The following is a 24,540-nucleotide window of genomic DNA, read 5'->3' as shown; positions in this document are numbered from 1 at the left end:
TTTTGTTAAAAAAATGTGTATAGATCATAATGTTGACACTGAGTCTTTATTTAAGTTAGCTGATCAAGAAAATCAGCAAGATAAAGAAAAAATTAAAAAATTTATTAAGTATTTTTATAGTTTTGTTTATAAAAGCGACCTAAAAGCCAATGATAAGTTTTTGCTATATATTGTAAACGATGCTTACAATTTTGTTTCTCAAAAAGAGAAAGATGAAAGTAAGTTAGTAGTAAGTAATATAGATGATATACCAGGAATAGAAGGCGATTTTACCACGATTAAGATAACAAACGATGATATGCCATTTTTGGTTGACTCCGTTATTGCAACTATTAAGTCGCACGATTTAACCATATGCTATTACAGCAACAGCATAATTAACATTAAAAGAAAAGATGGCCTAATAGATGAGATTTACCCTTTGGAAGAAAGTAATGGAATAAAAGAGTCAGTTATATATGTAATTATCAAAGGTATAAGTGACAGTTTTGTTGATACATTAAAAGAATCTCTACAAAAAACGCTGAAAGCAGTTAATTGTGTTGTGAAAGATTGGCACTTAATGCTTAAGAAACTTGATGAGGCAAGTCTTTCTGTCATCCCAGTACTTGATACTGGGATCCAGGAAAAGGACACGTGGATTCCAGTGTCACGCACTGGAATGACACCAGACCGAAATCAAGAGCAAAAAGATTTTCTAGTTTGGTTAAAGAATAATAATTTTGTATTTCTAGGTTATCAAGAATATATTGCTGGTAAAGATGAAAAACTCGTCTGTGATGGCAAAAAGGACCTTGGCCTGATGAGAGTAGGTCAAAGTACGTTGATTCCTTCTGCAAACCTTGATTCCCTATACATATTGAGATCAGATCTAATCTCAATAGTCCATCGGCGTACATACATGAATTGTATAGGAGTAAAAGAATTTGATGACCAGGGTAATGTAGTAAAGGCACGGCGTTTTTTCGGGCTATTTACTTCTGTAGCGGAGGTCCAAGATATTCGAACTATTCCAATAATAAAAGATAAAGTTAAAGTTATAGAAAAAAATGCAGGATTTGTAACCGGGGGCCACAACAATAAAGCTTTGATTTCTATTTTGCAAGTGTTCTCTTGTGATGAATTATTCCAATCAAATGAAGACGAATTATTTAAAATTTGCATTTCGATCATGTCTCTTGCGATTAGGCCAAGGGTCAGATTATTTTTAAGAAGAGTCGGGGATTTTATTAGTTGCATAGTGCTGATACCGATGCGTTATGCTAGCGCTAGGCTAATGTTCAAGATACGTGACATATTGAAGGATGAGACAAGTGCAGGAAGTTCAGATATTTATAACAATCACATTATCAATGAATATGATTTGATGAAATTGCATGTAGTGCTAAAGGCTAAAAACGCTAGTGTTCCTGATGATGAAGTTTTGCGTATCGAAAACAAATTAAGGAACATTACGGAAAAATGGGAAGATCGTTTTATAGACAATTTATATAATACTTTTAGCACTGTTGAGGATATATTCATCCGTTATTGCAAGGCATTTCCAATAAGCTATCAAGAGAGTTTCGAACCTCATGACGCATATTACGATATGAAAAAATTGGAGATAGTGAGGAAAAAAAGAGTTAGCGAGGTCGATTTAAGACTTACTCGTGACAATCTTAATTATCAATTAAAGGTTTACACTTCGAGCAATGGAGGTCTTGAATTATCGAAGATATTAAGAATTACTAAGAATTTGGGAGCTAAGATTCTATCTCATAATGGCTATTACATAGAAATTAACGGCGGAATATGGATACACCATTTTGTGTTGTCAAGAGTCGATGAATTAATAGACAACATTACTCTAAAAGAGCAATTTGAAATAACACTTGCGAAAGTGTTTAGCAAGGAAATTAAAAATGACTATTTCAATAGTTTGATCATTATTGCTGGGCTCAAGTGGAAAGAAGTGCTTCTGGTTAGAGCGTTAAGTGCTTACCTAAAGCAGACGTCATTTAACTACAACCCAGAATATATCCAAAAGGTAGTCTCAGAGTATCCAAAAGTAGTAAAGTATTTGATACAACTATTTCATGCAAGATTTGATCCTAACATAGACATTGATAGAGCAGAAACTACGGACATTGTTAGAGAAAAAATTGAGGAACTTCTAAAAGAGATCAGCAATGTTTCACATGATTACGTTTTACGCTCGATATTTAACTTGATAATGGCTATTTTAAGGACCAGTTATTATCAAGACGATAAACCATATTTATCTACAAAATTTGACTCAAGTAAAATAAATGGTTTGCCTGATCCTCGTCCGTATCGCGAATTGTATATTTATTCAAACCTTTTTGAGGGAATACATCTAAGAGGAGGGAAATTAGCCCGTGGTGGCTTAAGGTGGTCGGATAGGACGGAAGATTTTCGCACTGAAGTTTTGGGGCTCATGAAAGCTCAGATGACAAAAAATGCGGTTATTGTCCCTGTTGGTGCAAAGGGTGGATTTGTAATAAAGCAAGCTTATAAAGATAAGAATATTTTAAGAGAGAAAAGTGTTGAGTGCTATAAGAGTTTTATTAGAGGAATGCTTGATATTACTGATAACGTGGTTGATGGTGAAATAATTCCACCAGAGAATGTGATTAGGTATGATGAAGACGATCCATACTTGGTAGTTGCAGCAGATAAAGGCACTGCTTCATTTTCTGATTATGCCAACCAGATAGCCTCTGAATACAATTTTTGGCTTGGCGATGCATTTGCATCTGGTGGATCAGCAGGTTATGATCACAAAAAAATGGGTATTACAGCCAGAGGTGCATGGATTGCAGCACAGAGGCATTTTTGGAAAATGAATAAGGATATTTACCAGGATACAACTGTTATTGGAATTGGAGATATGGCTGGCGATCTATTTGGAAACGGTATGCTGCTTTCAAAAAATATACATTTAATCGGCGCATTTAACCATATGCATGTTTTTGTTGACCCAAACCCTGATGCAGAAAAGAGTTTCACAGAGCGTAAACGTCTCTTTGAGTTACCATTTTCAACTTGGATGGATTATAATAAAGATTTGATTTCTAAGGGTGGAGGAGTATTTGAGCGTAGCAGCAAGCAAGTAAACATTTCTCAAGAAATAAAAGAATGCTTTGATATAACAGAAGATATGCTACCTCCAAGTGATTTGATTAGATATCTGTTGAAAGCAAAAGTGGACTTCATATGGAATGGAGGAATTGGCACGTTTGTTAAGGCAAAGAGTGAAAATCATAGCATGGTCGGTGACAAAGCAAACGATGAGCTGAGAGTAAATGGTAAGGATATTAGAGCTTCTATGTTTATAGAGGGTGGAAATCTTGGTTGTACACAGCTTGGAAGAATAGAATATGCTGAAAAAGATGGATATATCAATGCAGATTTTGTTGATAATTCAGCCGGAGTGATATGTTCGGACCTTGAAGTTAACATTAAGATTGCATTTGTTTCAGCTATGAAAGCAGGGGGTATTTCTTTAGAAAAAAGGAATGAAATACTGGCAAGTATGGTGGATGAAGTTGCATCCAAAGTGCTTGAGAACCACAACAAAATTGAAACAAAAGCATTACTTCTTGAGTGTTTGCAAGCTAAAGAGAGATTGGAGCAGCACCACAGGTTACTGCTCAGTTTAGAAAAATCTGGGCTGTTAAACCGAAGCGTAGAATTTCTTCCAACTGAAGAAGAGATAGCAAGGATGTTAACTGGTGCAGAAGGTTTCAGTTCTCCTCAGCTCTCTGTTCTAATGTCTTATGCTAGAACAGCAATAAAAAATGAAATTATACATTCCGATCTGTCTGAAAAAGATCTTATATCTCATGACTACTTGCTAGGTTATTTTCCTAAAAAGATGGTAACAAAGTTTAAGGATTTCATATTAAAACACCAACTTCGTAGAGAAATTATCTCTACTTGCATTGCAAATGATGTAGTGAATAGAATGGGCTGTATATTCATCAATAATTTGGCTGAGAACACTGGAATTAAGATACAAGAAGCGGTTAACATATATATTGTTGTTAACCACCTGTATGATTTAAACAGCCTGTGGCAGAAAATTGATGAATTGGATGGAAAAATTGATGTTAACTCATACTTACAAATAGTGAGGAACGTGCAGAAATTTATTGGCAGAGTATCATTTTGGCTAGTGAAAAATCTTGGCAAGCTTAGCTTTGTAGAATTGGATGATGTTACAAAATTTAAAGATGCAATTGAAACTTTAGGCCAGAACTTAACTGATGTTTTAGATGAACACCTATTAAAGATCTATAGCCATGGATCAACTTCTTTAGTAGAACTTAATATAAATAAAGATCTAGCAAAAAAAGTTGCTGATCTATGCGTTCTTGCTTATGCACTGGACATTATATCTGTTGCTGAACAGACATCTTTGTCCATTCTTGATGCTGGTAAAATATACTTTGAGTTAAAGTCGCTGTTAAGATTCGATCTGATTAGAACAATTGCCATCAAGATGAAAAGCCGCTCTTCTTATTGGGATCGCAGCTTAGTTAATGATTTATTGGACGATTTAAGCAATTACCATCACAAGCTAGCTGTTAAAGTCATAAAAGCTACTGATAACCCTGAAGATAAGGTTCAAACCTGGGCTTGTAATGATAAGGACTACATAGAACGTTATAATAGTTTTTTAGATGAGATGGTTGCTTCTAAACTTGATTTAAGCAAATTAATATTTATAATCAGAAGGATTAAAGTACTTGCTTCATAGGAAAATGTTCAATATAGGTCTTTCAGAAATTTTAGTTGTAGCTTTAGTGAGCATAATTGTTCTTGATAAAAATAAGGTGCCTGTATTTATTGATCTTATTAGGAATGTGTATAAGTATCTTATGATTATAAAATCAAAAGCTAGGAGGTTATTGAAAGACGCAGGAGTTGAAGACTTATATAAAGAATGTAATGCTGAGAAAGTAAATTACATAATTGGTAAAAATGGTAAGCTTTATCCTACTTATGATATAGATAATACATCTAAAGATAATGACAGCAAAGATTCTGGTAGTAGATGATGTACTATCTAATGTCAAGCTTTTAGAAGCTCGACTAAAAGCAGAGTACTATACGGTTATCGTAGCTCATGATGGTGAAGAAGCTATAGATTTAGTAGCAAAGCAGCAGCCCGATATTATATTACTTGATATCATGATGCCAAAGATGAATGGCTTTCAAGTTTGTAAGGAGCTAAAGAGTGATCCCTTGACAACCCATATTCCAATAATTATGGTAACTGCGCTGCATGATACTCATGATAGAGTGCAAGGTATTAATGCTGGCGCGGATGATTTTCTGACTAAACCAATAAACGAAACTGCTTTATCTGCACGAATTAAGTCTCTCACACGCTTAAAGATGATTATTGATGAATTGCGTTTGAGAGGAGAAACTAACGCTGAGATTGGTGGAGTCGCAGGAAACAGTATTATGGATTATTCCAATCAGATTTTTGATGCTAACATACTTGTTATAGATGAGGATGTTCATCAAGCAGAGCAGATATATAATATATTAAAGCAACGCTTTAGGTCAATTAAAATACTGAGTGATCCAATGGAAGCATTGAAGGTTGGTATTGAGAATGGTTACGACCTGATCATTTCTGATATGCAATTTTCAAAAACTGACGGCTTGCGTTTGTGTTCTGAGTTTCGTAGTAAGGTGGAAACACGTTATACACCAATTCTGATTCTTTCTGAGGATTATGATAAAAACAATTTAGTAAAAGCACTTGATGTAGGTGCTAATGATTATTTAACAGTACCTTTGGATGAGGGTGAGCTAATAGCAAGGGTTAATTCGCAAGTAAAACGCAAAAGATATCAAGATGCCTTGAGAATGAATTTATTTAATAATGCGGAAATGTCTATAAAGGACCCATTAACTAACTGTTATAATAGAAGATATTTTGATGCACACTTAAGAAACATTGTTAAGGACTCTGTGGAAAAGGATAGAAGGTTGTCTCTTATGATACTTGATATAGACTATTTTAAGATAGTGAATGACAGTTTTGGGCATAGTGCTGGAGATGAACTTTTAAAGCAAATACAGAAAAGAATTTCTGAAAATATCAGAGTGACAGATTTACTAGCTAGGTTTGGTGGTGAGGAGTTTGTTGTTGTAATGCCAGATACCAATGTATCAGATGCGTATACTATTGCGGAGAGAATACGAAAAATTATTGCTAAAGAACCTTTTGTACTTGCGGATAAAAATACAACCCATAATGTAACTGTGAGCATTGGAATTGCAGAAATGCAAGGATCTGACTTTGATGATATTAAAAAATTTATAGTACGTGCTGACAGATATTTATATAAAGCAAAAAACAGTGGTAGAAATAGAGTGGTTACTGGCTATAGCTAAAGTGGCTTAAGTTTACCGACAACCGTCATTCCACTACTCGTGAGCGGAATCTATGCTGAGATACCGCGAATGAATCGCGGTATGACGTGTTGCTTGGGTTAGCTATAGATTTCTGAAATGATTTCAAAAAAATGATAACTAAGATTAAAGCGACAACATGAGGTTTCTCAGCTCTGGAAATTTCACGTTTAACTGCAAAAATAGATACTTATTTAAAAAATATCCTGTGACTTTCAGTCCTAACTGAAATTCTTGGAATGAGTAGCTGTTTTGTAGGGTATTATTGTATACATCATGCAACATTTGTGGAAAAGGTAGGAGTTTATCTGCATAATAATCTCCTACTTTTTTTGACACTGCTCTACCAGTTTTTGGAGAAATAAATTGCAGATTTTCCTTAACACCTGTTACAGCGCATTTGGATAAGTCTAACTTGAATCCCAATTGCGTAAGAAGCAGAAGCTCTAAGTTAAGATAATGGCTTTGCCAAGACTGATTGTTGTGTTTAATTACATCGATGAAATATCGAAAATTGTCATACAGCATGGCACAGGGTTCACTTTCTGGAAGCACTTTTTCTAAAATAGAGGAGAAAGAAACAATAGTAATGCTTTTTAACCTATCTTGAAAGAAATGATGGAATGGAGATTCGATTAATTCGCACTTAAAAAAACCTAGATTTTCAGGTAACTTAGCACTCCATTCTGCATGTAATAGATTACTTATCTGAAACTTATAATTGCTATTGTTTGTTAGCTTAGTTAATCCCCTGCGCTTTCCATGATTTTTTGTAAACAGAGAGAGAATTAAGTTTTTATCGCCGTATTTTTTAGCAGCTATAATGATGCCTTCATCTTTCCATCTCATTTAGAGTATATTGACCGTATGATATTATAGGATAGTACACCTAGAGCTTGTAATCCATAAAAATCACTTACTCCGTTACTGTCTGCTTCCAAAGTTTCAAGGCTATGAGAGAGTAAGGTATTGGCTGCCACCCTTCTTCCTGAGCCTCCATGCTGAGCTTTTGGTTTTTGGTTTGCTAAATAATTGTTTGAATGATTTTAGTAACCATTACTTTTCCTTATCTGAAATTTTGGATAATTCAGCTTCTAATTCTTCTATCGTCGGTAAAGCTGTTTTTATGTTCTCTGGTAGATTTTCAGTTATTCGATATTCCGCTAATCCTATTGGTTTATTTATGTCTTTGAGTGTATATTTAGCAAGTACATCGTCTTTAGATTTACATAAGATTAACCCTATAGAAGGTTGATCTGTCGAGTGCTTAAGTAAATCATCAACTGCAGAAAGATAAAAATTCATTTTACCAGCATATTCCGGCTTAAAATCCTTATCTTTTAGTTCAATCACTACGAAGCAACGTAACTTTAAATGATAGAATAATAAATCAATATAAAAGTCTTTATTACCAACATCTAAATGAAATTGTCTACCAACAAATGCAAATCCTTCACCGAGTTCTAACAGAAATTTTTCCATATGCCCTACGAGTCCTTTTTCTACTTCTCTTTCATGAGCATCCTTACCTATACTTAAAAAATCAAAAATATACGGATCTTTTAATGTGTAATGTGCTAGATCGGATTGTGGAGATGGTAATTTTTCTTTAAAATTAGTTATTGCTTTTCCTTGACGTTTATGTAGTCCAAGTTCTATCTGCATCACCATAATGTTACGTGACCAGCCATGTTCAATAGCTTTTTTTACATAAAATAATCTTATTTCATGACTTTCTATTTTTTCCAAAAGAGTGATATTGTGATACCAAGTTAATTGTGCAAGAGGCTCCTGCACAAATTCAACATCAGGATATTCTTCGGCAAACTTACGCATATACTTCAGATTTCTCGTGCTAAAGCCTTTCATTTCTGGAAATGTACTTCTCAAATCCTTACTTAATTGATCAATTACCTTAGCTCCCCAGGTATGTTCTTTTTGGCGTTTTAGGATCTCTGTACCAATATGGTGGTAAAGCAAAATAAGCTTACTATTTACTGCAAGTGCTGCCTTATAACGGTTTGTTGCAATACGATCTTTCAACTGCTCTAAAAGTTCTGTATATTCTTTTCCTATAATTTTTGTCATACGGTCCCTTTTAATCCATTATACAATTCTTTGTCTGTCGAGAAGACAATCTTTCGCTTGCCTGCAACTTTGAAGGGATTCCTTATTGACTTCAAAGTTGTCCATCAACTAAAATATATTGACTTTATGTGCAATATTAGCTTTAAACCAGTAAAACAAGCTGCTTAACATATGCGTTTTTTCTATTCTAATTATATTCTTTTTTTGTCTTTATGTTGTTTTCTGCTTTTTTCGTTACCTTCAACAAAAGCCCAAACGAATGATACGTCAGTTGTTCCTATACCACAAAGGAAAAAAGAATTGGTTGAGCACACTGTTGTAGCACAACCGAGGCAAATTATCGAAATGCAAGAAGAAGTCATTATTAACGAGGGTAAAGAATTCATTCCAATTCCAAAAAGAAAAAAAAGTGTAGAGAAAAAACTAAGAAGGGATGTTAGAGGGGCAAAAAATGAAATAGGAAACGAAAAAAGCGTTGAGAGCAAAAAGGATGAATTAGTTGTAACAGAAATTATTAACTCTATAAGAGACAAGCTCACAAAATGCTGGAGCATTCCTGAAAGCATAGCTTACAAAGAAAATTTTAATATAAAAATTAACTTATTGTTATCCAGTCAAGGCGAGATAATTATGGCGGATGTAGCAGACAGTGATTCCTATCGAAATAATCCACTTTTCAGGTCGATAGCAGATAACGCAATGCGTGCAGTATATAAATGTAGCCCATTAACCGGCTTGCCTACTCAGCACCACCACATTTGGCGTGAAGTAACACTAGACTTTATTCTATAGCTAAAGTAATTCTATAATTTAATAAGCCCACTGTATCCGTTCAGGATAGCAGCAAGGTAGTATAACCATAGAGTAAAAGTGAGTTTACAACAAATGGTGTCATCCCAGTGCTTGACACTGGGATGACGTTATACGGTTCTTGGATGCAAAGAAGAGTGAGAAAAACTCCATAGTTAGCAAACTTTCAATCAGAAACAGCCAAAGATCTCTCTAAGATGTCAGTTTCTTTTGTATCTTCAACTTTACCGTCCTGGTCGAATGAAATTTGCAGAGACTTACTACTATACTTCCTTTTTCCTAAAAAGTTGGCTTGTTTAATTTTATATGAGACATAGTACCAAACATTGTCATCGAACTTTGATACTAATGTTGGTGATCCTAAAGTGTGAACCACTTTTTCTTTATCGTCACCTACTTTTATCTTGCTCCACAATTCAACACTAATGCCAGGAGCTCCGTGATTGTGAATAGTGTGAGTGCAGCTCACTGTAAATAATAAAATAAAAGATATTAATACTCGCATTTCTGTTGATAAATTACTTGAAGCTATAATACACTAATAAATTATCTGCCGTCAAATTTCAAAAAAGTTAAATTGACTGATTCTCAATATCACTTAATATAATATTTACTTTAGAAAATAATAGGTGTCTTATGTCATTGTTAGAAGCAGATCCAATATACAAACCTTTTAATTACCCTTGGGCGTATGATGCGTGGCTGCAGCAACAAAGAATCCATTGGATACCTGAGGAAGTTCCACTTGCTGATGACGTAAAGGATTGGAAAACTAAACTTTCAAGTGTAGAAAAAAATCTACTAACCCAGATCTTTAGATTTTTTACTCAGGCAGACATTGAAGTAAATAACTGCTACATGAGGCATTATTCAAATATATTTAAGCCAACGGAAATATGCATGATGCTTGCAAGCTTTTCCAATATGGAAACTATACACATTGCAGCTTATTCTTATCTTTTAGACACAATTGGCATGCCAGAAAGCGAGTATCAAGCATTCTTAAAGTATGATGCTATGAGAAAGAAGTATGAATACATGTTAGAATTCGAGGAAAGCAAAAAACACGATAAAAAACATGTAGCTAAAACTCTAGCGGTGTTTGGTGCATTTACCGAGGGGTTGCAGTTATTCGCATCATTTGCAATTTTGCTCAATTTTCAACGCTTTGGAAAAATGAAAGGCATGGGACAAATAATTGCCTGGTCAGCCCGTGATGAAACTTTGCACACCAATTCAATTATCATGTTGTTTAATACATTTATTAAAGAAAATAATGAAATTTGGGACGACGAGTTTAAAGAGGAATTATATTCTGCATGTCGCACCATTGTTGAACTTGAGGATGAATTCATAAAGCTTGCTTTTGATTTCGGAGACGTTGAAGGACTATCCGCAGAAGAAGTGCGCAATTACATACGCTACGTAGCAAACAGACGGTTAATGCAATTAGGTCTTGAGTCCATATATGATGTTAATGATAATCCTATTCCGTGGCTTGATGAAATACTAAATGGCGTGGAACATACGAATTTCTTTGAAAATAGAGTAACAGAGTATAGCCGTGCAGCAACTCAAGGCACATGGGAGGAGGCTTTTACTGAAAACGACACGAATAATAAGTGAGTGCTAATTTCACTCTTCTTTGTCATTCCAGTGTCAGCTACTTTCATTACACCATTTGCTGTGCAGTTTAGACAGTTTTGCTTTACTTAACAACTAACTTACCATATATATGTCCATAGGACATTGGTATATAAGAACGTGCTACAACTATTAATCTTACTCACGGTCATCACTTCAGTTGCATTCTTTGGTCATTTAGTTCCAATGGAAGCAAAAACCTTCTTGTACTCAACGAGCCTGAGTATAAAAGAGGTTTTGCTATTTATAATGCCTTTTATTATTTTTGCGTTAATCTTTAGCAGTGTTAACAATCTTAAGCAGTCAGCTATAAAGTTCATATTGTTACTTATTATAATGATCTTCTTGTCAAATCTGGCTTCAAGTTTAATAGCTTATTCTGTTGGGCATTTCATCATACAAAACACTCATTCAATACAAGATATAACGTATGAAGAAACAATTGTTCCCTTATGGTCGTTTAGGCTGCCTGCATTGCTTTCTAATTTTTATGCCCTTGCCTGTGGATTTGTGTCCAGCATAGTAGTGTCCACACTGCTACCCAAGAAAAGCAAAGAGCTTTCGAACAAAATGTTAGATTTAACTCTCTTTATTTTGAAGACGTTTTTGACGCCGATTATTCCAATATTTGTACTTGGGCTTGCTTTAAAAATGCAGCATGATCAAGTTTTATCTATAATATTTAAGGATTACTCAATAATTTTCATTATTATAGCATCTGCAACCTACCTTTATGTTTTCCTCTTATATGGAGCAGCAAATTCATTCAAGATCACAAGCTGGATAGCTAGTATAGGCAATATGATACCGGCATTTATTACTGCGATGAGCACAATGTCTAGTAATGCAACTATGCCTCTTAGTCTTGAAGGAAGCAAAAAAAATGTAAAGCAACCTGACATAGCATCGTCTGTTGTGCCAATAACTGCTAGCTTTCATTTAGTAGGTGATTGCTTTTTTATCATAATATTATCAATGATAATTGCCTCCGGTTATTCATTGTGCACAACAGACTATGTAACTTTCCTTCTCTATTTTTTGTTATTTAAGTTTGCTATCGTTGCAGTGCCGGCAGGAGGAATTATGGTAATGCTACCTATTCTTGAGAAATACCTCAAATTTTCTCCAGAAATGCTTTCGTTAATCACAGCATTGTATATAGTGTTTGATCCAATAATCACTTCAGCAAATGTTATGGGTAATGGTGCCTTTACTATGATATTTTCAAAACTCTATGATAAGCTTAAGTAATGTCTATTTTAGCGATTGATACTGTAGGTATTGGTAGTTCAATAGCAATAGTTGATTATGATGGTAACTGCTTTGTAGAGCACAATTCCACCAACAATAGTCATGCAGAATCATTTTTTCAAATACTAAGTACTTTATTTGATAAGCACAACTATAATTATGATAAAATAGATCATTTGGCGGTAGTAGTTGGACCAGGAAGTTTCACTGGAATTAGAGTTGGTATATCAGCTGCACAAGGTATAAATCTTGCTACAAATAAGCCGTTATACGGGGTTAGTGCGCTGGAAGTTCAAGCCTACGCAATATCTTTGCTTTGTGCAAATAGCAAAAAAAATATCAGAGCTATAATCAAAAATGCTCAAGGGTTTTATACACAGTTATTTGATTTCAATTTATTGCCGCTGTCTGGTCCAACTGCAGCATGTGACCCTGGTCACGCTACAAGCAGTACACATATGGATTGCAATTTAAATGCTAGCCATGGAGGGCTATTAGTTCATTATAGACTAAAGAACAAGCAAAAATTAAATGAAGTTGAAGCTCTATATTTAAATGAGCCTCAGTATATGAAATTGCTATAGACTATTTTTTTTGCATACACGCAATTTGGCTAAGCTTGTGCATCTGGTTTACTATCTCTTGAGCTACTTCTTTTATACTCATATTTGAATTTTCTATCTCTATAGCACTCGGTGGTGTAAATAAATTGTTAATCCTACATTGCTCTATCATGCTATTTAGATTAATCACCTTCCTATTTTTTCTTTGCCTTTTTAATGCAATACGCTTTTGTAATGTCGGTAGATCACACCTAAGTACCACAGGAAGGATTTCTGTGTTCATTTTTTTACTAAGCCTTACTATTGAATCATACATCCTCATGTTCTGGTCATTATTTTCCATCAACTCATCAATAAATATGTAATTTTTTGAGTGAATCGGATAATTTTCTATTACCTGAAGCATAATTTGCATAATGCCATATATTCTATCTTGAACTTCTTTAGGTATTTGATCACGTTCAAAGACACCATCGTATATAGAGCAAGCTTGAACATTGTTATAGAACTTACTATTTACAATTAATGCGTTTATCATATTAGATAATTCTATTGCTGTGGAAAGTTTACCACTTCCCGAAAGACCAGAGAGATATATGAAAAATCCTGCTGGCTGTCTTTTTGTGTTAATATTTACCATATTATTTTCAATCTTGAAACTTACATTTATAATAACATAAAAATGAAGCTTTAAAACATATGAAATATTATATAGAAAATTATTTTTGTAGTTAAGATATTATGTAATTTAAAAACATAAATTCTGTATATAAACTCTATAATAACGATAACTATTTTTAAGCAAGCTACAACACAAAAGTGTTTGGTATTCAGAAAGCAAGACAGAGTGGCATAGACTTATTAGTTTACTACAAGTCTCTTTTCGCGTATAAACCTTCAGAAGATTCTAACAGAGGATTGTGTTGTTAACAAAGAGCAGAGTAAAAAGGGATCTAGTCTATGCCTATCAGATTTTGTCCTACCTTAAGTTCGATGATCATACATATACTCACCTTTCAGTGCGTTCTGAAGATCAAAAGTCGTTTTATATTTATCCGTTTGGTATGCGTTTTGATGAAGTAGATGAACGTTCGTTAATGAAAGTATCATTTGATGGAGATGTAATTGAAGGCAAAGAATATCAATATAATAGAACTGGCTATATAATTCATGGTTTTATTTATCAAGCAAGGAAAGATATTCAAGCAATTTTTCACTTGCATACACCTTCTATTGTAGCGGTTTCTTCTCTCAAAGATGGGCTGCTTCCTATAAGTCAATGGGCACTGCACTTTTACAATAAAATCTCTTACCATAATTATAATTCCCTAGCACTTAGCGATACAGAAGGAAAGAGGTTAATAGCTGATCTGAAAGAAAATTTTGTCATGTTAATGCGTAATCATGGATCTATAACGTGTGGTCGGACTATACAAGAAGCAATGTTTTACACGTATCATTTAGAACAAGCGTGCAAAACTCAATGTTTAACGTTAGCAATGAATAAGGAGTTATCAATTCCAAGTGAAGAAATTTGCTCAAAAGCTGTAAAGGATCTCCTATCTTTTGAAAGCAATCTTGGTGAGAGGGATTGGCACGCATGGGTTAGACTAATTAAAAGTAAGTTGTAAGAGACTTTCGCACTACTATCTGTCATCCAAGTAGTGACCTTACCCAGAAAAAGTAGAGAGAAAGTTAAGACGTTTTTGGAGTAAAATAAAACGTTTTTTCAAAATATGACAAATAGAAGAGAATATACAGCAGAATTCAAATTAGAAGCTGTTAAGCTGGTTAAAGAAACAGGTCAAGCAAGTACAAAAATAGCAAAAGATCTAGGTATAGATGGCAGTATGTTAAGTAAGAAAATATGATGGAAAAATGTCTGGAGCATACGCATTTCCAGGCAAAGGCTCCTTATGACAAAGAAAGATTTGATCTAAAAAAAGAGCTAATAAGAGAAAGAGACATCTTAAAAAAAGCCCTGGGCAAAGAAAAAGAGTAAAGTATTCTTTTATATAGAAATTGCTATAAAACACAGGAACTATGTAGGGTTTTGTACTGGTGGTATGGGTTGCTAAGGAAAAAAGCAGTAAAGAATTAGCAAAAGAAGGGCTTCTAGCAGATATTCAAAAAATACATCAAGCATTCTAAATGCAGATATGGAGCCCCTAAAATTCACGCTGAATTAAAAGCTTTAGGCAAAAATTAAAACAGTACAAAGTGTTATGCAAGAAAATGGCATTAAAACCAAGCTTAGACGAAGGTTCAAAAATAAAAAACAGCAAATAAGCAACCGAGTTGTGGCTCCGAACACATTGGATCAAAATTTTACTACTGATCAGCCAAATAAAGTTTGGGATTACCTACATAAAAACTAAAGAAGGTTGTTGGCGGCAATAATTGACCTATATTCACGCATGGTGGTTAATGAGTAACATGATAATTAGTTATAGATTCTTTATTGATGGCCGTTGATAAACGCAAACCCGATAAAAATCTGCTGTTACATAGCGATCAAGGGTCACAGTATACCTCTCAAAATTACCAATTTCTATTGAATACAAAAAACATCATTTCCAGGATGAGCCATAAGGGCTGTTGTTACGATAACTCTGTTGCAGAAAAGTTCACTTAAAAGGGAGCTGCTTATTGATACTTCTCGCTCAACAAACCAGAACTGCCATATTTGAATACATAGAAATCTTTTATAACAAATAACGTAGACATTCTACTATTAACTATTGCATTCCTGCACAATTTATTCTCATGATAAAAACGTCTTAACTTTCTCTCTACTTTTTTTGGGTAAGGTCAAACATGCAATACCAATAATGCTAATATATTTTATAATTTTTCTCATAAGATATTTTACAATGCTTCTAATAATATTAGATATCATCTATAAAATTAAAAAATCCATGAAAGGGGATGAAAATATGTAAAAAAGTATTATTGATTAATTAAAAACAGATTTTGATTTGATAATACTAATAAAATCGATTTATCTTAAATTTACGTTGATTTTTACCTGTTATTTTTTGTAGTTTATCCAACGTAAATTCCAGGTAAAACAAAGTCGTTATCTCCAACCTTTACAACCAACTCTCCTTCTTTAATTTTTATTTGATTAGGTGTATGGTCCCATACCATCACACTCTGGGATCATACACCTAAAGTACTCCGACACTGGGATGACACCCCGGGGTTTCTGGGATGACAAAAAAGAGCCCCCTGAGCAAAAATCTTATAGCCACTTGAATGATAATTGACTTTTTGCCTAAAATAACTAAGAAAGAAACTTCTCATCAAGATAACTTAAATATATACTAATTCTCTTATTTTTAAACGATTTCTCATCATGAATTGCACGATCAAAAACCTGAATTTGACTTGTTATAATGCTACAATTATTATTTGCAACTTCTAATACGCCACTATCAATTACAACCTTCTTTTCTGTTTGGTTACTCATTTTAACAGTAATCATACCAGGCAATAAATAAATTAAGTAAGGAGCATGGTGAGCTAAAATCATAAGCTCCCCTTCGAGCCCAGTTACTGAAAGAGAAACCACTCCACTGAATGAAATTTGATCATCAGGAGAGAAAAATTGCACTTTAAAAGTATTCATAATCTTTAACTTTTATTTAGCTTCAGCTTGTATTAATTCAGCCTTTTTTATTGCTTCATCTATATTCCCCACCATATAAAAAGCAGCCTCTGGTAAGTGATCATATTTGCCTTCAACAATTCCTTTAAAACTGGAAACAGTATCAGAAAGTGAAACAAATTTACCAGGCATGCCAGTAAATATTTCTGCAACGTGAAAAGGTTGAGAAAGAAATTTCTGAATCTTACGAGCCCTATCAACAATAATTTTATCTTCATCAGATAGCTCATCCATACCAAGTATTGCGATAATATCTTGCAGTGATTTATAAGTTTGCAATATACGTTTCACCTCAGAAGCTACATTATAATGTTCTTCACCAATGATTTCAGCAGATAAAGACTGAGAAGTTGAATCAAGTGGATCAACAGCAGGGTATATTCCCATTTCAGCTATTTGCCTTGACAACACTGTGGTTGCATCAAGGTGAGAGAATGTAGTTGCTGGGGCTGGATCAGTCAAATCGTCCGCAGGAACATATATAGCTTGCACAGAAGTAATAGAGCCAGAAGTTGTTGAAGCTATTCTTTCTTGCATTGCACCCATATCAGTTGCAAGGGTTGGCTGATAACCAACAGCTGACGGTATTCTTCCAAGTAAAGCAGAAATTTCAGAACCAGCTTGTGTAAATCTAAAGATATTATCCACAAAAAATAGAACATCTTGGTTTTCACGGTCACGAAAATACTCTGCCATAGTAAGTGCTGTTAAAGCAACTCTAGCCCTTGCTCCAGGAGGCTCATTCATCTGACCATAAACCAAAACAGCTTGAGATTTTTCATGCTCATTTATATTTATTACATTTGAAGTGATCATCTCGTGATAAAGATCGTTACCTTCACGCGTTCTCTCCCCTACCCCGGCAAACACAGAAAATCCTTTATGAGCTTTTGCTATATTATTAATTAATTCCATTATTAGGACTGTTTTACCAACACCGGCTCCACCAAATAAGCCAATTTTTCCTCCTTTAAGATAAGGTGCAAGAAGATCTATAACTTTTATTCCCGTAACTAAAACTTCTTCCTGTATTCTCTGTTCAGTAAAACTTGGAGGTGCTCTGTGTATAGGCTCTAAGTTATACTTTCCCTTCAGTGGACCACACTCATCTATAAGCTCTCCAACAACATTAAAAATCCTTCCTAAAGTTGAACGCCCAATTGGCACCGATATTGGTGCACCTGTATCAACAAATTCATCCCCCCTTGACATGCCATCTGTGCTATCCATAGCAATACAACGAACTATATTGTCACCTATATGCTGCGAAACTTCTAAAACCAGCTCCTTATCCTTATATTTTAGTTTGCTTTTTAAAGCATTAAATATTTTAGGCAATTCACCTTCAAATTTTATATCAACGACTGCTTGAGTTACCTTAATCGCTCTACCTATATTCATCTCTTTATTTTTATCACCTAACACTATAATTCCATAAAAGAACTTCTAAAGAAAATAAATTTTATATTATTAATAGAAATTTTGCAACATTAAAACGCTTACTAGTTACGCTTCATTACAAACAATGCAAATGCATTTAATAGCCAAGTAATAATAAACAATACTAAACTAAGCGCATAAGCAGCAAGAGTTTGTACACTATTGAAATCCTGATCTCCGGTAAGTAATGTAGCGATCTGCACGGTAATGGTAGTAACTGAATTAAGAGGGTTAAAAGTCAAATTTGCGTTGATTCCCACAGCCATTAGCACAATCATTGTTTCACCTATCACTCTTGAAATTGACAATAAAATTGCACTTAAAATTGTAGGCATTGCATAAGGTATTGTTATATGCCATATAGTTTCCGCTGGAGTTGCACCAAGTGCCATGAAGCCATAACGCAAGCTTTTTGGAACAGATCTTATGGCATCTTCGAGTAAAGAAATAATAAAAGGAAGAATCATTATCCCAATCGATAAACCGGCAACTAAGGCACTTTCTGAGTGTATACTTAAACCAAAAAAATTTGCTACCTGCTTTATAAAGAAAGACAAAAACACAACCGCGAAATATCCATATACAACCGTAGGAATAGCAGACAAAACTTGCAAAGTTGTATTAACAATATAACGCACTTTCTCACTCGCATATTCACTAATATATATTGCAGAAAATAAACCAAGCGGAACGACAACTAACATTGCTATAATAGTTATAAGTAATGTACCAACTAAAAGCGGCGCTATACCAAAACATCCTATCTTCTCTTTATTGATAGTGACTACATTGTGGCCCCATTTCAAGCAAAACAAGAATTCTGAAATAGCTACTTTATTAAAAAAACTAATGGATTGAATAAAAATAGACAGCATTATAAATAAAGTGATAAAAAATGATATGGCCAAAGCCACAAATAACGAAAGTTTTATTATCTTATTTCTTTTATTTTTAAAGATAAAAGCAAGCATGAAAAAAAGTAACGCTATAGAAATAAAAGTTACAAAACAATTATTATAGAATACTAACAACCAAGTTAGCATCCATACACAACTAAGATACAGATAAGATTTAACCTTATTTACTTCTTGAAACCTACTAAAACAAAATAAAAGGATTAGTAAGACAGGTATGACTATCACCGAATTCATTCTTCCATGCATCAAATTTTATTCTACGAAAATGTCATACAAGTTCACCATTATTTGACAATAAAGTAAAACAATTTAAAATAAATAATTATATTAATATAAAAACAATGAAGAGAACATTTCAACCAAAAAATTTGATAAGAAAGCGCAGACACGGATTTCGTTCACGTATGGCAACAAGAGCTGGAAGAAAAATCCTTAATAGGCGCCGTTCATTAGGGTGTAACAAATTATGCGCATAGTAAGTATAAAAAAAAAGATTTTTCTTCTGCTTTCAAAAATAAGTTAGCACTCAACAGTCTTTTTTATCGTGGGCTTTATATATCACTGTACGCTATAAAAGAAAGAGAACCTGAAAAGTACATTCATACTATTAGAGTAGGTCTGGCTATCAGTAAAAAAACCGGAAAAGCAGCAAAAAGAAATAAAATAAAAAGGCAACTACGAATGCTTGCTAAAATTAGCATTTTAAATATAAGTAATATAGGGCACTACTACATAATACTAACTCATAGAAACATTATGCAAGCAAGTTATAAAAATTTACAAAAAGATCTAACTATTTGCTTAAAAAAGATAAAATAAAAAAAAATCTCAATTAAGGTATTTACAACTATATTTTTTATGATAATATAGGTAAAATTTTTAAAAATAGTTAATGGGTGTGGTGAATGGTAGAGCATATAAAAGAGGTAAATAACACAGGCTTTGGTCAGATGTATCAATTCTTATTTCTTCCTAAAGGAACAGGAACAGATTGGAGGTCAGCATTTCGCCAACAAGAAGAATTATTTAAAAAAGTGGGAGGTAATGTAATATTACCAGAAATCAGTAATTCTCCTTCAAAAGGGAATCAATTAGGGGAAGTGGGAACAATGCTAAATAATGTAGAAAATGACCAAGAACATATAAGAAAAAAAAGATATCGTAGTTAAAGTAAAAACTTAAAGAATAGTAACAAAACAAGAAAGTTAAAATATAAGTATACCTACTGTCTAATTAACAAAGAAATTTTGTATCCGTTCAGCGGAGTGGCAGAATAAGGTAGACAAGGTGATCTAAGAAGATAATCATAGAGCAAAAGTGAAATAATATGGTAAACCTTTTAGAACTTTGCAAAAATTTACAGCAAAAAATAGAAAGGTTAGAAGCAAAAATAGAAAGATTGGAAAAAGAGAATGAAAGTTTAAAAGCAGAAAATAAGGCTTTAAAGATAGAAAATGCTGAGTTAAGAGAAAGACTCGGTTTAAGCTCAAAAAATTCATCAATACCAAGTTCCAAAGAGTTGTATAAAATAAAAAAGAATAAGCCGAAAAGCGAAAGGAATATTGGCGGTCAGGTTGGTCATAAAGGAAGTTTTCGCGCCAACATGGATGCAGATAAAGTAGTAAAGATAGAGTTGCCTAATACTTGCGAATGCGGAGGAGAAATTGCAATATGTGAAAAACCATATATTCATCAGAAAGTTGATCTTCCAGAAATCAAGCCTTATGTAGTGGAATATCAGTTAGAACATGGCCGTTGTCGGAGATGCGGAAAGAGAAGAAGTAGCAAGTTACCAGAAGGTGTTACGCCAGATACATTTGGTCCAAGGGTTAAGTCAATAATTGCAGCGTTCAGCGGATTCTACAAAAATTCAAAACGCGAAATAGCGAGTGTCGTAAATGATATCTTCAATTTGAACATAAGCGTCGGTAGCATATCAAATAGTGAACATAGAGTTGCTTCAAAATGCAAAAAAATGTATGAGCAGATCGAACAAGAGATAAGTAGGAGTAAAGTTCTACATATTGATGAAACGAGCCATTATAACAAAGGTAAACTCGCTTGGTGTTGGATGTTTGCAAGCAATACGGCAAGTTTTGTAAAATTTACAGAGTCAAGAGGAATGAAAGTTTTACAAAATAGTAAATTCTGCAATCGCAATAGCTTGGTAATAACTGACAGGTATGCAGCATACAATTATTTTGCCGATAAAAACAGGCAAATCTGTTGGGCACATTTATCAAGAGATTTTGAAAGATTAGCACATAGTTGGAATATTGAAGTTAAAGTTCTGGGTTGTTACTTGAGAAACGTGGCCACTGAATTATTTGCACTAAAAAAAGCTTTACTAAAAAGTGAGATAGATGTTTTGAGGTTTGTCAGACGTGCCAGAAAATTAAGAAAACGTACAAAGTATTACTTGAAGGAGATATCTCGTTTACCTGAAGCAATTGGAGCCTCTCGAGTTGCAAAAAATGTTCTGAGATCTGAAAGAATGATGTGGAAATTTTTAGATGACCCAGAAAATATTCCGCTGACAAATAACCACGCTGAACGGCAAATTCGGCATTATGTCGTTTATCGCAAAAACTCATATTTTACACAATCAAAGCGGGGAAATACATTCCTTGAGCGGATAATTTCATTATACTTAACTTGGAAACAAAGGGGTCTCAATCCTTTCCAAAATCTCCTATCTATTGTTTCTTAAACCACTCTCCTGAACGGATACGAAATTTTTATAAACTTGGCGGCGACCTACTCTCCCTTTTCAAGTACCATCAGCGCTAAAAAGTTTCACTTCCGAGTTCGAGATGAGATCGGGTGGTTCATTTTTGCTATAGCCACCAAGTCAATAAAAATTTCTAACTTAACAATTTTAACTTAATATTTAACACTGCATACACACATATAGAAAGCAAATAAATCAATCAGGCTATTAGTACTAGTTAGCTTCACATGTTACCATGCTTCCACACCTAGCCTATCAACGTGGTAGTCTTCCACGGCCTTAATTGGGAAATCTTTTTGAAGAGGGTTTCTTGCTTATATGCTTTCAGCAATTATCCCATCTATACATAGCCACCCAGCGATGCTATTGGCATAACAGCTGGTACACCAGAGGTATATCCATCTCGGTCCTCTCGTACTAGAGTCAGACCTTCTCAAATTTCCTTCACCCACGGCAGATAGAAACCGAACTGTCTCACGACGTTCTAAACCCAACTCACGTATCACTTTAATCGGCGAACAGCCGAACCCTTGGGACCTTCTTCAGCCCCAGGATGTGATGAGTCGACATCGAGGTGCCAAACGGTGTCGTCGCTATGAACGCTCGAACACCATCAGCCTGTTATCCCCGGCGTACCTTTTATCCGTTGAGCGATGACCCTTCCATACAGAATCACCGGATCACTATGACCGACTTTCGTCTCTGCTTGGCTTGTCAGCCTCGCAGTCAGGCAAGCTTATGCCATTATACTATCAAGCTGATTTCCGACCAGCTCTAGCTTACCTTCGCACGCCTCCGTTACTTTTTAGGAGGCGACCGCCCCAGTCAAACTACCCACCATACAATGTCCTAGCTCCAGATAATGAAACATAGTTAGATATCAAAAGTGTAAAGGGTGGTATCTCAAGGTTGAATCCATTATAGCTAGCGCCATAACTTCAAAGTCTCCCACCTATCCTGCACATCACACTTTTAATAGCAATGTAAAGCTATAGTAAAGGTGCACGGGGTCTCTTCGTCTAACCGCGGGTACCCCGCATCTGCACGGGGAATTCAATTTCGCTGAAGTGATGTTGGAGACAGTGGAGAAATCGTTACGCCATTCGTGCGGGTCGGAACTTACCCGACAAGGAATTTCGCTACCTTAGGACCGTCAGTGTTACGGCCGCCGTTTACTGGGGCTTCAATTCGGAGCTTTGCACCCTTCCTATTAACCTTCCAGCACCGGGCAGGCGTCAGACCCTATACTTCCACTTACGTGTTTGCAGAGTCCTGTGTTTTTAGTAAACAGTCGCTACTCCCTATTTTGTGCCACCTACTCATAGTTGCCTAAAAGCAGGTTACCCTTCTTCCGAAGTTACAGGTATAATTTGCCGAGTTCCTTCAACATCATTCTTTCAACACCTTAGTATACTCTACTCATCCACCAGTGTCGGTTTGCGGTACGGCCTCATAAATATAAGTGCTATTTCCTGGAGCTTCTTTTAAGCATAGATCAATCCAATAAGATCTATACAAATACGAAACCCGTCACACTTAAGAGGTTTAGGAATATTAACCTAATTGCCATCGACTACTCCTTTACGGACTCGCCTTAGGAACCGACTAACCCTACGCAGATTAACTTAACGTAGGAACCCTTAGATTTTTGGTGAGAGTGTTTTTAACACTCTTTTACGCTACTTATGTCAGCATTCTCACTTCCGATATCTCCAGCAGTTTTCACAAACCACCTTCACAGACTTACGGAACGCTCCGCTACCGCGCCTATTGATCGAAATCAATAAGCACTCACATCTTCGGTATACAGCTTTAGCCCCGGTACATTTTCGGCGCAGAAAAACTTATTTAGACAAGTGAGCTGTTACGCTTTCTTTAAAGGATGGCTGCTTCCAAGCCAACCTCCTAGCTGTAATGGTTTTTCTACTTCCTTCCCCACTTAGCTGTAATTTTGGGACCTTAGATAGTGATCTGGGTTGTTTCCCTCTTCACTACGGACTTAGCACCCGTAGTGTGCCTGCTGTATAATTAATTGCTGGTATTCGGAGTTTAGTTAGATTTGGTAAGACGGTGAATCCCCCTAGTCTATCCAGTGCTCTACCCCCAACAACATACATACAACGCTCTACCTAAATAGATTTCGCGGAGAACCAGCTATTTCCAAGTTTGATTGGCCTTTCACCCCTAATCACAACTCATCCAATAATGTTGCAACATTAACTGGTTCGATCCTCCAGTGTGTTTTACCACACCTTCAATCTGGTCATGACTAGATCACTTGGTTTCGGGTCTAATCCATAAAACTAAAACGCCCTATTCAGACTTGCTTTCGCTACGCCTACACCTAACGGCTTAAGCTTGCTTCATAGATTAACTCGCTGACCCATTATGCAAAAGGTACGCTGTCACTCTAAATATCAATAAATTGATATAGAGCTCCAACTGTTTGTAAGCACTTGATTTCAGACTCTATTTCACTCCCCTCCCGGGGTTCTTTTCACCTTTCCCTCACGGTACTTGTTCACTATCGGTCGTTAAGGAGTATTTAGGCTTGGAGGATGGTCCCCCCATATTCAAACAGGATTTCACGTGCCCCGCTCTACTCAAGGATTTAAAAACTTTCTACTTATACAGGACTATCACCTTCTATGGTTACTATTTCCAGAGTATTCTAATTCTTATTCTTAAACCACTAGCCTTTTCCGCTTTCGCTCGTCACTACTAACAGAATCTCGGTTGATTTCTTTTCCTCTGGCTACTTAGATATTTCAGTTCACCAAGTTTGCTTTACATACTTAGTACGTAATAACTAGCTAAACTAGTTGGGTTTCCCCATTCGGAAATCTGCGGATCAAAATTTGTTGACAATTCCCCACAGCTTATCGCAGCCTGCCACGTCCTTCATCGCCTCTTAACGCCAAGGCATCCATCAAGTGCTCTTAATAATTTATTTATCCGACTATATGCAGAATATGCAGAGTTAAATAT

General features: G+C 35.1%; 21 protein-coding genes, 2 rRNA genes and 1 pseudogene. 15 read left to right on the top strand and 9 right to left on the bottom strand.

What is annotated here, in order from left to right; all coding sequences use genetic code 11:
• Positions 1-13: 13 nt before the first annotated feature.
• Genes AAGD74_RS02700 through AAGD74_RS02690 form a run of 3 tightly spaced genes read left to right on the top strand, consistent with a single transcriptional unit; the run spans position 14 to position 6,420 of the window.
• Positions 14-4,765, top strand: coding sequence for an NAD-glutamate dehydrogenase (locus AAGD74_RS02700; RefSeq protein WP_341810725.1), 4,752 nt, complete (start codon positions 14-16; stop codon positions 4,763-4,765).
• Positions 4,766-4,769: 4 nt separating this feature from the next.
• Positions 4,770-5,066, top strand: coding sequence for a hypothetical protein (locus tag AAGD74_RS02695; RefSeq protein ID WP_038250226.1), 297 nt, complete (start codon positions 4,770-4,772; stop codon positions 5,064-5,066).
• On the top strand, positions 5,038-6,420 hold the full coding sequence (locus AAGD74_RS02690) for a PleD family two-component system response regulator (RefSeq protein ID WP_077188565.1): 1,383 nt from the start codon (positions 5,038-5,040) through the stop codon (positions 6,418-6,420). Before AAGD74_RS02695 ends, AAGD74_RS02690 begins: the two co-directional genes overlap by 29 nt.
• Positions 6,421-6,564: 144 nt before the next feature.
• Here the strand turns inward: AAGD74_RS02690 and recO are convergent, their stop codons facing one another.
• Both recO and AAGD74_RS02680 read right to left on the bottom strand, forming a co-directional pair.
• A complete protein-coding gene (gene recO / locus AAGD74_RS02685; protein ID WP_065094880.1) occupies positions 6,565-7,287 on the bottom strand; it encodes a DNA repair protein RecO in 723 nt (240 codons plus the stop codon).
• A 207-nt stretch (positions 7,288-7,494) separates the two neighbouring features.
• Positions 7,495-8,526, bottom strand: coding sequence for a YhcG family protein (locus AAGD74_RS02680; RefSeq protein WP_077188564.1), 1,032 nt, complete (start codon positions 8,524-8,526; stop codon positions 7,495-7,497).
• Between the two features lie 171 nt (positions 8,527-8,697).
• On the opposite strand from AAGD74_RS02680, the gene AAGD74_RS02675 reads away from it, so the two are divergent.
• Positions 8,698-9,318 carry a hypothetical protein gene (locus AAGD74_RS02675; RefSeq protein WP_006279909.1) on the top strand — a complete coding sequence of 207 codons (621 nt, stop codon included), beginning with the start codon at positions 8,698-8,700 and terminating at the stop codon, positions 9,316-9,318.
• Between the two features lie 184 nt (positions 9,319-9,502).
• Here AAGD74_RS02675 and AAGD74_RS02670 read toward each other — a convergent pair whose 3' ends face one another.
• Positions 9,503-9,841 carry an outer membrane protein assembly factor BamE gene (locus AAGD74_RS02670; protein ID WP_006279908.1) on the bottom strand — a complete coding sequence of 113 codons (339 nt, stop codon included), beginning with the start codon at positions 9,839-9,841 and terminating at the stop codon, positions 9,503-9,505.
• A gap of 131 nt (positions 9,842-9,972) precedes the next feature.
• Here AAGD74_RS02670 and AAGD74_RS02665 point away from each other — a divergent pair, with 131 nt between their 5' ends.
• The 3 genes from AAGD74_RS02665 to tsaB all read left to right on the top strand — a co-directional run bounded on the left by AAGD74_RS02665 (position 9,973) and on the right by tsaB (position 12,815).
• Positions 9,973-10,962 carry a ribonucleotide-diphosphate reductase subunit beta gene (locus tag AAGD74_RS02665; protein ID WP_077188563.1) on the top strand — a complete coding sequence of 330 codons (990 nt, stop codon included), beginning with the start codon at positions 9,973-9,975 and terminating at the stop codon, positions 10,960-10,962.
• Between the two features lie 138 nt (positions 10,963-11,100).
• The gene (locus AAGD74_RS02660; protein WP_049973631.1) at positions 11,101-12,231 is read left to right on the top strand and encodes a cation:dicarboxylate symporter family transporter; all 1,131 of its coding nucleotides are present in this window, start codon (positions 11,101-11,103) and stop codon (positions 12,229-12,231) included.
• Positions 12,231-12,815 carry a tRNA (adenosine(37)-N6)-threonylcarbamoyltransferase complex dimerization subunit type 1 TsaB gene (tsaB, locus tag AAGD74_RS02655; RefSeq protein ID WP_338482745.1) on the top strand — a complete coding sequence of 195 codons (585 nt, stop codon included), beginning with the start codon at positions 12,231-12,233 and terminating at the stop codon, positions 12,813-12,815. The genes AAGD74_RS02660 and tsaB overlap by 1 nt, the downstream gene beginning before the upstream one ends.
• Position 12,816: 1 nt before the next feature.
• Here tsaB and AAGD74_RS02650 read toward each other — a convergent pair whose 3' ends face one another.
• The gene (locus AAGD74_RS02650; protein ID WP_341810724.1) at positions 12,817-13,434 is read right to left on the bottom strand and encodes a hypothetical protein; all 618 of its coding nucleotides are present in this window, start codon (positions 13,432-13,434) and stop codon (positions 12,817-12,819) included.
• A gap of 280 nt (positions 13,435-13,714) precedes the next feature.
• On the opposite strand from AAGD74_RS02650, the gene AAGD74_RS02645 reads away from it, so the two are divergent.
• The 4 genes from AAGD74_RS02645 (at position 13,715) to AAGD74_RS07270 (ending at position 15,429) form a co-directional block, all read left to right on the top strand.
• On the top strand, positions 13,715-14,425 hold the full coding sequence (locus AAGD74_RS02645; RefSeq protein ID WP_077188560.1) for a class II aldolase/adducin family protein: 711 nt from the start codon (positions 13,715-13,717) through the stop codon (positions 14,423-14,425).
• Between the two features lie 105 nt (positions 14,426-14,530).
• A complete protein-coding gene (locus AAGD74_RS02640) occupies positions 14,531-14,665 on the top strand; it encodes an IS3 family transposase (protein WP_007548354.1) in 135 nt (44 codons plus the stop codon).
• Positions 14,662-14,796: a hypothetical protein gene (locus AAGD74_RS02635; RefSeq protein ID WP_007548509.1), complete on the top strand. Its 135-nt coding sequence runs from the start codon at positions 14,662-14,664 to the stop codon at positions 14,794-14,796. Before AAGD74_RS02640 ends, AAGD74_RS02635 begins: the two co-directional genes overlap by 4 nt.
• A 462-nt stretch (positions 14,797-15,258) precedes the next feature.
• Positions 15,259-15,429 (top strand): hypothetical protein, encoded by a 171-nt coding sequence (locus AAGD74_RS07270; protein ID WP_410529906.1) that lies wholly within the window; start codon positions 15,259-15,261, stop codon positions 15,427-15,429.
• A 651-nt stretch (positions 15,430-16,080) separates the two neighbouring features.
• Here the strand turns inward: AAGD74_RS07270 and AAGD74_RS02630 are convergent.
• From AAGD74_RS02630 to pstC, 3 genes are all read right to left on the bottom strand, one after another.
• A complete protein-coding gene (locus AAGD74_RS02630; RefSeq protein WP_006279902.1) occupies positions 16,081-16,425 on the bottom strand; it encodes a F0F1 ATP synthase subunit epsilon in 345 nt (114 codons plus the stop codon).
• A gap of 12 nt (positions 16,426-16,437) precedes the next feature.
• Positions 16,438-17,865 carry a F0F1 ATP synthase subunit beta gene (gene atpD / locus AAGD74_RS02625; RefSeq protein WP_010962432.1) on the bottom strand — a complete coding sequence of 476 codons (1,428 nt, stop codon included), beginning with the start codon at positions 17,863-17,865 and terminating at the stop codon, positions 16,438-16,440.
• Between the two features lie 101 nt (positions 17,866-17,966).
• Positions 17,967-19,055, bottom strand: coding sequence for a phosphate ABC transporter permease subunit PstC (gene pstC / locus AAGD74_RS02620; protein WP_338482805.1), 1,089 nt, complete (start codon positions 19,053-19,055; stop codon positions 17,967-17,969).
• A 107-nt stretch (positions 19,056-19,162) separates the two neighbouring features.
• Here pstC and rpmH point away from each other — a divergent pair, with 107 nt between their 5' ends.
• From rpmH to AAGD74_RS02600, 4 genes and pseudogenes are all read left to right on the top strand, one after another.
• Positions 19,163-19,297, top strand: coding sequence for a 50S ribosomal protein L34 (gene rpmH, locus AAGD74_RS02615; protein WP_006279898.1), 135 nt, complete (start codon positions 19,163-19,165; stop codon positions 19,295-19,297).
• A 67-nt stretch (positions 19,298-19,364) separates the two neighbouring features.
• Positions 19,365-19,640 (top strand): annotated as a pseudogene (gene rnpA, locus AAGD74_RS02610) (ribonuclease P protein component); the annotation flags it as partial.
• Positions 19,641-19,726: 86 nt separating this feature from the next.
• Positions 19,727-19,990 carry a hypothetical protein gene (locus tag AAGD74_RS02605; RefSeq protein WP_077188558.1) on the top strand — a complete coding sequence of 88 codons (264 nt, stop codon included), beginning with the start codon at positions 19,727-19,729 and terminating at the stop codon, positions 19,988-19,990.
• Between the two features lie 158 nt (positions 19,991-20,148).
• A complete protein-coding gene (locus tag AAGD74_RS02600; RefSeq protein ID WP_007548562.1) occupies positions 20,149-21,531 on the top strand; it encodes an IS66-like element ISWen3 family transposase in 1,383 nt (460 codons plus the stop codon).
• 34 nt (positions 21,532-21,565) lie between these two features.
• Here AAGD74_RS02600 and rrf read toward each other — a convergent pair.
• Positions 21,566-21,672: ribosomal RNA gene (rrf, locus tag AAGD74_RS02595) — 5S ribosomal RNA — on the bottom strand.
• 66 nt (positions 21,673-21,738) lie between these two features.
• A 23S ribosomal RNA gene (locus tag AAGD74_RS02590) occupies positions 21,739-24,505 on the bottom strand.
• Positions 24,506-24,540 lie beyond the last annotated feature (35 nt).

Source organism: Wolbachia endosymbiont (group A) of Campoletis raptor, assembly GCF_964026755.1.
Taxonomy (GTDB): Bacteria; Pseudomonadota; Alphaproteobacteria; order Rickettsiales; family Anaplasmataceae; genus Wolbachia; species Wolbachia pipientis.
This window is presented reverse-complemented; position numbering and strand designations above follow the sequence as displayed.